General features: G+C 71.8%; 10 protein-coding genes. 2 read left to right on the top strand and 8 right to left on the bottom strand.

From position 1 onward, the window contains the following. Nucleotides 1–96: 96 nt before the first annotated feature. The 5 genes from ACZ6EJ_RS27555 to ACZ6EJ_RS27535 all read right to left on the bottom strand — a co-directional run bounded on the left by ACZ6EJ_RS27555 (nt 97) and on the right by ACZ6EJ_RS27535 (nt 4,704). Nucleotides 97–1,467, bottom strand: coding sequence for a dicarboxylate/amino acid:cation symporter (locus ACZ6EJ_RS27555; protein WP_469270893.1), 1,371 nt, complete (start codon nt 1,465–1,467; stop codon nt 97–99). A 473-nt stretch (nt 1,468–1,940) separates the two neighbouring features. Next, on the bottom strand, nt 1,941–2,234 hold the full coding sequence (locus ACZ6EJ_RS27550; RefSeq protein WP_469270891.1) for a DUF4229 domain-containing protein: 294 nt from the start codon (nt 2,232–2,234) through the stop codon (nt 1,941–1,943). 115 nt (nt 2,235–2,349) lie between these two features. Further along, a complete protein-coding gene (locus ACZ6EJ_RS27545) occupies nt 2,350–2,892 on the bottom strand; it encodes a GNAT family N-acetyltransferase (RefSeq protein ID WP_469270889.1) in 543 nt (180 codons plus the stop codon). A gap of 144 nt (nt 2,893–3,036) precedes the next feature. Continuing rightward, on the bottom strand, nt 3,037–4,200 hold the full coding sequence (gene mqnE, locus ACZ6EJ_RS27540; protein ID WP_469270888.1) for an aminofutalosine synthase MqnE: 1,164 nt from the start codon (nt 4,198–4,200) through the stop codon (nt 3,037–3,039). 48 nt (nt 4,201–4,248) lie between these two features. Continuing rightward, on the bottom strand, nt 4,249–4,704 hold the full coding sequence (locus ACZ6EJ_RS27535; protein WP_469270886.1) for an Lrp/AsnC family transcriptional regulator: 456 nt from the start codon (nt 4,702–4,704) through the stop codon (nt 4,249–4,251). 121 nt (nt 4,705–4,825) lie between these two features. On the opposite strand from ACZ6EJ_RS27535, the gene ACZ6EJ_RS27530 reads away from it, so the two are divergent. Beyond that, entirely contained in the window at nt 4,826–4,972 is a 147-nt protein-coding gene (locus ACZ6EJ_RS27530; protein WP_469270894.1) for a hypothetical protein, read from the top strand. A 22-nt stretch (nt 4,973–4,994) separates the two neighbouring features. On the opposite strand, the gene ACZ6EJ_RS27525 is transcribed toward ACZ6EJ_RS27530, so the two are convergent. The 3 genes from ACZ6EJ_RS27525 to ACZ6EJ_RS27515 all read right to left on the bottom strand — a co-directional run bounded on the left by ACZ6EJ_RS27525 (nt 4,995) and on the right by ACZ6EJ_RS27515 (nt 8,221). Then, entirely contained in the window at nt 4,995–5,642 is a 648-nt protein-coding gene (locus tag ACZ6EJ_RS27525; RefSeq protein ID WP_469270884.1) for a UbiX family flavin prenyltransferase, read from the bottom strand. A 204-nt stretch (nt 5,643–5,846) separates the two neighbouring features. Continuing rightward, nucleotides 5,847–6,767 carry a menaquinone biosynthesis prenyltransferase MqnP gene (mqnP, locus tag ACZ6EJ_RS27520; RefSeq protein WP_469270882.1) on the bottom strand — a complete coding sequence of 307 codons (921 nt, stop codon included), beginning with the start codon at nt 6,765–6,767 and terminating at the stop codon, nt 5,847–5,849. Next, nucleotides 6,764–8,221, bottom strand: coding sequence for a menaquinone biosynthesis decarboxylase (locus ACZ6EJ_RS27515; RefSeq protein ID WP_469270880.1), 1,458 nt, complete (start codon nt 8,219–8,221; stop codon nt 6,764–6,766). The genes mqnP and ACZ6EJ_RS27515 overlap by 4 nt, the downstream gene beginning before the upstream one ends. Before the next feature lie 187 nt (nt 8,222–8,408). On the opposite strand from ACZ6EJ_RS27515, the gene ACZ6EJ_RS27510 reads away from it, so the two are divergent. After that, nucleotides 8,409–8,873: a PLD nuclease N-terminal domain-containing protein gene (locus tag ACZ6EJ_RS27510; protein WP_469270879.1), complete on the top strand. Its 465-nt coding sequence runs from the start codon at nt 8,409–8,411 to the stop codon at nt 8,871–8,873. Nucleotides 8,874–8,979: the final 106 nt, after the last annotated feature.

Below are 8,979 nucleotides of genomic sequence, written 5' to 3'. Positions count from 1 at the left end.
TCCCCCCCCCCCCCCCCCCCCCCGCCCCCACCCCCCCCCCCCCCCCCGCCCCCCGCCCCCCCCCCCCGCGGTCGTGCGGGGCGGGGCGCCCGGAGGTCAGACGGCGACCGGGACGGCGCTCTTGCGCTCGGGGTTCGCGGTCTCGTCCTCGTCGAGGGAGTCGATCGGGGAGGCCGAGGCCGTGGCGTACGCCTCGTGGTCGAGGATCTTCTCGCGGGCCGCGACGATCACCGGGACCAGCGCCTGGCCGGCCACGTTGGTGGCGGTGCGCATCATGTCCAGGATCGGGTCGATCGCCATCAGCAGGCCGACGCCCTCCAGCGGGAGGCCCAGCGTGGACAGGGTGAGGGTCAGCATGACCGTCGCGCCGGTGAGACCGGCGGTGGCGGCGGAGCCGATCACCGAGACGAAGGCGATCAGGAGGTAGTCGCCGACGCCCAACTGCACGTCGAAGATCTGCGCGATGAAGATCGCCGCCAGCGCCGGGTAGATCGCGGCGCAGCCGTCCATCTTGGTGGTCGCGCCGAACGGGACGGCGAAGGAGGCGTACTCCTTCGGGACGCCGAGGCGCTCGGTGACCCGCTGGGTGACCGGCATGGTGCCGACCGAGGAGCGGGAGACGAAGGCGAGCTGGATCGCGGGCCAGGCGCCCTTGAAGAACTGGAGCGGGCTGACCTTGGCGACCGTGGCGAGCAGCAGCGGGTAGACGCCGAACATCACCAGGGCGCAGCCGATGTAGACGTCCGCGGTGAACGTCGCGTACTTGCCGATCAGGTCCCAGCCGTAGTCCGCGATGGCGTAGCCGATGAGGCCGACGGTGCCGATCGGGGCGAGGCGGATGACCCACCACAGGGCCTTCTGGAGCAGCTCCAGGATCGACTGGCTGAGGGTGAGGATCGGCTGGGCCTTCTCGCCCAGCTTGAGGGCGGCGATGCCGGCGACGGCGGCCATGAAGACGATCTGCAGGACGTTCAGCTCGGTGAACGGCGTGATGACGTCGTCCGGGACGATGCCCGTCAGGAAGTCGATCCAGCTCCCCTTGGTCTCGGAGAGCGCGCCGTCCTTCGGGGTCAGGCCGGTGCCGGAGCCCGGATTGGTGACCAGGCCGATCGCCAGGCCGATCGCGACCGCGATCAGCGAGGTGATCATGAACCAGAGCAGGGTGCGGGTCGCCAGCCGGGCGGCGTTGTTGACCTGCCGCAGGTTGGTGATGGACACCAGGATCGCGAAGAAGACGAGCGGCGCGACGGCCAGCTTCAGAAGCTGGACGAAGAGGGAGCCGATCTCGTCGAGGGTGGTGACGAGCCAGCCCAGCTCCTGGCTGCGCGCCAGCCAGCCGAGCAGGACGCCGAGCACCAGACCGACGACGATCTGGGCCCAGAACGGGACTCTGGGTATGCGGGAGGCGGGGCCGGAGCGGTTGGGCTGCTCGGCCTCGGGGGCGGCGGACGCGGAGTTCGCGGACACGGACACACTCCAGTGAAGGACGCATCGGCAGCGTCCGGGGAAGACCGGACGGACGTGCGGTGGTACGGGGACGGGGTCGCGGCGCCCGCGTCAGGGGCGGTGCCGCTGCATGATGCCGTATCAGACGTTGCGGCAACAGACCGCGGACATACAGCGGCAGAGATCGACGTGCAGGCGCGCCACGAGCGGGATGCTCGCGGCATGGCGGAGGCGCGCTGCGGTCTTCATGCCAAACACGTTAACACTTGAACTTTGAGAACCTCAAAGCCCTTCTTTGACTCCGAAGTACGGGCCGGCCGGGCGGCCGGGCGCCGTACCGACCCGGAGAACGCCGCAGGCCCCGGCACTGGAGCGGTTCGCTCCGGTTCGGGGCCTGCGGGAAGGGGGCGGGCGCGCGGTGCGCGTGTGAGCAAGCTTACGCGGCGCTTACCCGCGTACCGCGGCGTCGGCGCGGTCGCGGAGCGCGCCGGGCGCTACTGGACGGCGTCCTCGCGGGTGCGGTTGGCGTCCAGGCGCGCCTTCGTCCGGTCCACGGTGGAGACGATCTGCGCCGACATCTCGTCGCGCTGCTTGCGCAGGGCCACGTAGCTGAGGGGGGCGGAGAGGACCAGGCCGAGCAGGACGACCCAGACGAAGTTGGAGCCGCCGAGACCGGCGGGGAGCACGCCGAAGTGGACGGCGACACCCGCGACGAAGAAGCATCCGACGAAGATCAGCAGGCGCAGTGCCGTGTAACGGATCATTGCGCTCGGCTTGGCAGCGGACACGGCTGACCCTTTCTCCCTGTGACGTCCCGCGAACTCTCGCTCCGGTCCTGTCCGACCAGTGAAGCACGACCCCGTCGCGCTCGGCCCACAGGGTTGGCGCGGGGGGCGGCCCCCGCTACGCGCGCACCAGGGCGGGCCCCAGCGGGAGCAGCATGATCACGTCGTCCCGGTCGTCCCCCTCGGCGACCCGAATGGCGTCCGGCACCCGGCCGACCTCCTTGTAGCCGCACGCGGCGTAGAAGCGGTCGGCGCCGGTGCCGCCGCGGCAGGTGAGGCGGACGGCCTCGATGCCCTCGATGGAACGGGCCGCGTCGGCGGCGGCCGCCATCAGTTCGCGGCCGTGGCCCCTGCCCTGGAGACGAGGGTGGACCATGACGGTGTACAGCCACAACCAGTGCCTCATCAGCCGGTGGGCGTTGAGGGCGAGGAAGGCGGTGGCGGCCACGGTCCCGTCCTCGTCGCGGCCGACCAGCAGCCGGGTGCGGCCGGCCTCGATGGCGGCGAGGTGCTTGAGCAGTTCGGGCCGGATCTCCTCGGCGGTGACGGGCGGGACGAAGCCGACCGCGCCGCCCGCGTTGCTGACGTCGGCCCACAGGGAGGTGATGCCGTCGCGCAGGGCAGGCGTGAACGCGGGGTCCAGCTCGAAAGTAAGTGTCATTGATGCAGAGTAACCCTTACTTTTCCTGGGCTCAACCGCGACCCGGCCCCGTACGCCGAGCGCGCGGACCGGAGCCGCGCAGACGGAAGCCCCGACCGAGGACGGCCGGGGCTTCGCGTACGGAGCGGGGGTCGGGCGGCGGCGTCAGACGCGCATGGGCTGCGGCGACTCGCGCCGGTCCGCGTCCGGGCCCGGATACTCGCGCAGGATCTCGTACCGGGTGTTCCGCTCGACCGGCCGGAAGCCGGCGTCGCGGATCAGGTCGAGCAGGTCCTCGCGGCCGAGCTTGTTCGGCGTGCCGAAGTCGTCGGCGTCGTGCGTGATCTTGTACTCGACGACCGAGCCGTCCATGTCGTCCGCGCCGTGCTGGAGCGCGAGCTGGGCGGTCTGCACGCCGTGCATCACCCAGAACACCTTGACGTGGGGCACGTTGTCGAACAGGAGCCGGGAGACCGCGAAGGTCTTCAGCGCCTCCGCGCCGGTCGCCATCGTGGTGCGCGCCTGGAGCCGGTTGCGGACCTTGCCGTCCTTCATGTCCACGAAGTCGTGCTGGTAGCGCAGCGGGATGAAGACCTGGAAGCCGCCGGTCTCGTCCTGCATCTCCCGCAGCCGCAGCACGTGGTCGACGCGGTGGCGGGGCTCCTCGATGTGCCCGTACAGCATCGTCGCGGGGGTCTTGAGCCCCTTCTCGTGCGCCAGGCGGTGGATGCGCGACCAGTCCTCCCAGTGGGTGCGGTGGTCGACGATGTGCTGGCGGACCTCCCAGTCGAAGATCTCCGCGCCGCCGCCGGTCAGCGACTCCAGACCGGCCTCGATCAGCTCGTCGAGGATCTCGGAGGCCGAGAGCCCGGAGATCGTCTCGAAGTGGTGGATCTCCGTCGCCGTGAACGCCTTCAGCGCCACGTCCGGCAGGGCTTCCTTGAGCGCGCTGAGCGAGCGCGGGTAGTAGCGCCAGGGCAGCGTGGGGTGGAGCCCGTTGACGATGTGCAGCTCGGTGAGGTTCTCGCCCTCCATGGCCTTGGCCAGTCGGACGGCCTCCTCGATGCGCATCGTGTACGCGTCCTTCTCGCCCGGCTTGCGCTGGAACGAGCAGTACGCGCACGAGGCGGTGCACACGTTGGTCATGTTGAGGTGGCGGTTGACGTTGAAGTGCACCACGTCGCCGTTCATACGGGTGCGCACCTCGTGCGCCAGCCCGCCGAGCCACGCCAGGTCGTCGGACTCGTAGAGGGCGATCCCGTCCTCGCGGGTCAGCCGCTCGCCGGCCCGGACCTTCTCCTCCAGCTCGCGCTTGAGTCCCGCGTCCACCAGGGCGCCTCCATATCTCCGTACGACAGACTCCGCTCCACGGTACGCCTACGACTCCTCGGGGAGTTCCCCGACCCGGTTCTCCCACTTGGTGGAGAGCACGATGGTGGTGCGGGTGCGGGAGACGCCCTTCGTGCCGCTGAGGCGGCGGATCGTCTTCTCCAGCCCGGCCACGTCCGCGACCCGCACCTTGAGCATGTACGAGTCGTCGCCCGCGATGAACCAGCAGTCCTCGATCTCCGCGAGGTCCTTCAGCCGGCGCGCCACGTCCTCGTGGTCGGCGGCGTCCGAGAGCGAGATCCCGATGAGCGCGGTGACGTCGAGCCCGAGCGAGGCGGAGTCCACGGTGGCGCGGTAGCCGGTGATGACACCGGCGGATTCCAGCCGGTTGATGCGGTCGGTGACGCTGGGCCCGGAGAGCCCCACCAGCCGCCCCAGCTCGGCGTACGAGGCCCTGCCGTTCTCCCTGAGGGCCTGGATGAGCTGCCTGTCCACCGCGTCCATATGACTGAAACCTTCCATTGTTCAGCAGTTCCGCGAACTTACGTGTAGAATCTAAGGCACACAGGGTCCACACCCTGTAAATCTTTCAGAACATCCAAGAAACGCTTTCGAATCTTCAGGAGTGATCTTCACCGTGTACACGATCGAGATGGCCTACGCCCGGATGCGCGAGCTGCAGGACCTGGCCAACCGCTCGCGTGCCCACCAGCCCGCCGCCGCGCACCGCGTCGACAGGACCCGCACCCCGCGCACGGCCAAGAAGCGCTGACCCGGCCCCGGCCGACCCGGCCCTAGCGGTCGCGGTCGCGGGAGCCGCCACCGAGCGCTCCTTCCCAGCGGCGGTACAGCCCGTGCGGCACCCCCGCCGCGTCGAGCACCCGCCCCGCGACGAAGTCCACCAGGTCCTGGATGTGCGTCGCCCCCGCGTAGAACGCCGGGGAGGCGGGCAGCACGACCGCGCCCGCCTCGTCCAGGGCCACCATCTGCTTCAGCGTCTGGCCGCTGAGCGGGGTCTCGCGCACCGCGACGACCAGCGGACGCCGCTCCTTCAGCGTCACGCTCGCGGCCCGCTGGAGCAGGTCCTTCGACAGGCCGAGCGCCACCCCGGCCACACAGGCCGTCGAGGCCGGCACGATGAGCATCCCCTTCGCCGGGTACGACCCGGAGGACGGCCCGGCGGCCAGGTCCCCGGCCGGCCAGTGGCGTACGCGCTCCAGCTCCGCCCCGCCCACCGCGAACGCCTCCGGATCCCCGTCGGCGCCCCGCGCCAGCCAGCTCCGCAGGTCCTCGCGCCAGTGCCCGTCCCGGAACGCGATGCCGGTCTCGTCGAGCAGGGTCAGGCGCGAGGCGCGGCTCACCACCAGGTCCACGCTCTCGCCGGACGCCAGCAGCCCCCGCAGCACCGCGGCCGCGAACGGGGTCCCCGAAGCGCCCGACACCCCGACAATCCAAGGCCGCCGCTGCCGTCGCGTCTCTGAAGTCTCGGATTTCACAGGCGCGAGCCTATCCGGCACGCCCCCGCCCGCCGCATCCGGAACCGGCCGGTCGCCCCGGAGGCCCACCGGGGGGACGGGCGGAGCGCGGCCGCCGCCCCGAGCACCGGCGACCGCCCGGCCCGTCCACGCGGACGCCGTCCGCCCGCGTCACGGGGTGAGGCCGCGCACCAGCAGGTCGAGCAGCGCGCAGGCGAACAGCGCCATGCCGATGAAGCCGTTGACGGTGAAGAAGGCGCGGTTGAGCCGGGACAGGTCGTGCGGCCGCACCACGCGGTGCTCGTAGACGAAGGCCGCCGCGACGACCGCCATCCCGATCCAGTAGAAGACCTCGGCCCCCGTGGCCAGCCCGAACCAGACCAGCAGCCCGGTCGTCACCACGTGGCAGACCCGCGCGCCCCACAGCGCCGCCGGGATGCCGAAGCGCGCCGGGAAGGAGTGCACCCCGTGGGCCCGGTCCGCGGCCACGTCCTGGCAGGCGAAGATCAGGTCGAAGCCGCCGATCCAGATCCCGACGGCGAGCCCGAGGATCACCGCGTCCCACGACCAGGCGCCGGTCACCGCGAGCCACGCGCCGACCGGCCCGATGGCCTGCGCCAGCCCCAGGATCGCGTGCGGGAAGTCGGTGAACCGCTTGCCGTACGGATAGACCACCATCGGCACGACGGCCAGCGGCGCGAGCGCCAGGCAGAGCGGGTTGAGCAGGGCGGCCGCGCCGAGGAAGACGACGAGCGCGACGAGCGCCCCCGTCCACGCCGACGCCACCGACACCGCGCCGGTCACCAGCTCGCGGTTCGCGGTGCGCGGGTTGCGGGCGTCGATCTCCCGGTCGATGATCCGGTTCGCGGCCATGGCGAACGTCCGCAGCCCCACCATCGCGAGGGTGACGAGCAGCAGCGTGACCCAGTGGATCGTGCCGTCCACCCGGTACATCGCGGTCAGCGCGGCGATGTACGCGAAGGGCAGCGCGAAGACCGAGTGCTCGATCATCACCAGCCGCAGGAAGGCCCTGGTCCGGCCCCTGGCCGGCGCGGGGCCGGGGACGGACGCCGTCTCGGCCGCACCGCTCACAGTCCGTACTCCTTCCAGCGGCGGTCGACCTTCGCCGCCGTCTCCGGGTCGGACTCGACCATCTCCGGCCAGCCCCCGTCGCGGGTGTAGCCCTCCTCGGGGAGCTTCCTGGTGGCGTCGATGCCGGCCTTGCCGCCCCAGAACTGCTGGTACGAGGCGTGGTCCAGGTGGTCCACCGGCCCCTCCACCACCGTCAGGTCGCGGGAGTAGTCGGTGTTGCCGAGCGCCCGCCACGCCACCTCGTGCAGGTCGTGGACGTCGCAGTCGGCGTCCACCACGATGATCAGCTTGGTCAGCGACATCATGTGCGCCCCCCAGACGGCGCTCATCACCTTCTGGGCGTGCTTCGGGTACTTCTTGTCGATGGAGACGATCGCGCAGTTGTGGAAGCCGCCCGCCTCCGGGAGGTGGTAGTCCACGATGTCCGGCACGATGATCTTCAGCAGCGGCAGGAAGAACCGCTCCGTGGCGCGGCCCAGCGGACCGTCCTCGGTCGGCGGGCGGCCCACCACGATGGACTGGAGCAGCGGCCGCCTGCGCATCGTGACGCAGTCGACGGTCAGCGCGGGGAACGGTTCCTGCGGGGTGTAGAAGCCGGTGTGGTCCCCGAACGGGCCCTCCGGCAGCATCTCGCCCGGCTCCAGCCACCCCTCGATGACGACCTCCGCGTGCGCGGGGACCTGGAGCGGCACGGTCCGGCAGTCGACCATCTCGATCCGCTTGCCCTGGACGAACCCGGCGAAGAGGTACTCGTCGATGTCCCCCGGCAGCGGCGCGGTCGAGGCGTACGTCACGGCGGGCGGCGCGCCGAAGGCGATGGCGACGGGCAGCCGCTCGCCGCGCCGGGCGGCGACCTGGTAGTGGTTGGCGCTGTCCTTGTGGATCTGCCAGTGCATCCCGATGGTGCGCCTGTCGTGGCGCTGGAGCCGGTAGAGGCCCAGGTTCCGCACGCCGGTCTCGGGGTGCTTGGTGTGGGTCAGACCCAGGTTGAAGAACGACCCGCCGTCCTTCGGCCAGGTGAACAGCGCGGGCAGCGCGTCCAGGTCGACGTCGTCGCCGGTCAGCACCACCTCCTGGACGGGCGCGTCGGCGGGCTTCACCTTCTTCGGCGGGACGTGCACCATCGAGCCGAGCTTCCCGAAGGCCTCCCGCACCCCCACGAACCCCTGCGGCAGCTCCGGCTTCAGCAGCCCGCCGATCTTGTCGCTGATGTCGGCGTACGACGTGAGCCCCAGGGCCTTGAGGAGGCGGCGGTCGGTCCCGAAGACGTTCATGGCCAGGGGCATGGAGGAGCCCTTGACGTTCTCGAACAGCAGGGCGGGGCCGCCCGCCTTGTTGACCCGGTCGACGATCTCGCCGACCTCCAGGTGGGGGTCGACCTCGACCTTGACGCGCTTGAGATCACCATCGCGCTCAAGAGCCCGGAGCAGGGAGCGAAGATCGTCGTAAGCCATGGCATCCAGTCTGTCATCCCCGCCCGAAAGGCCCCCTCGGGGCTCCCCCGCCGGCCCCGCCGCCATGCCCGCCCCCGCGCCCCCCGGAGCGCCTCGCCGGGCCCCGGCCGACCGGCGGCGAGCCGGTACCCTGGCCGCGACACCGGGGCGCCACCGCGCCTCGCCGCCGCTTCCTGGGGGACGCACCATGAGAGCCCTGATGATCCTCGTGCCGATGGCTCTGATGATCTACGCCTTCATCGACTGCCTGCACACCCCGGAGGAGGAGACGAAGCACCTGCCGAAGCTGGCGTGGGTCTTCATCATCCTGCTGTTCTGGGTCGTCGGCTCGATCGGCTGGCTCGCCGCCGGCAAGGTGCGGCACGGCGGGGGCGGGTCCTCGGCCCGGCGGCGCGGCCGGCGGACGCAGTGGGTGGCCCCGGACGACAACCCCGACTTCCTCAGGACGCTCAAGGCGGACGGCGAGACCGGCGGCGGGGACGCCGCGGAGGACCGGGCCGGGGACGGCGCGGGGAAGGACGGGGCCCGCGGCGGGGCCGACCCGTCGGCCCTGGAGGACTGGGAGGCGGACCTGCGCCGCCGCGAGGAGGAGCTGAAGCGCCGCGATCGCGGCACCGGCCCGGACGACACCGCCCCGCCCGCCGCCCCCTGACGCGACACGGCGACGGGGGGGGGGGGGGGGGGGGGGGGGGGGGGGGGGGGGGGGGGGGGGGGGGGGGGGGGGGGGGGGGGGGGGGGGGGGGGGGGGGGGGGGGGGG

The sequence above is a fragment of the Streptomyces sp. NPDC041970 genome, assembly GCF_055588985.1.
Note: the sequence above shows the minus strand (reverse complement) of the source record. Positions and strands in the feature narration are given on the sequence as shown.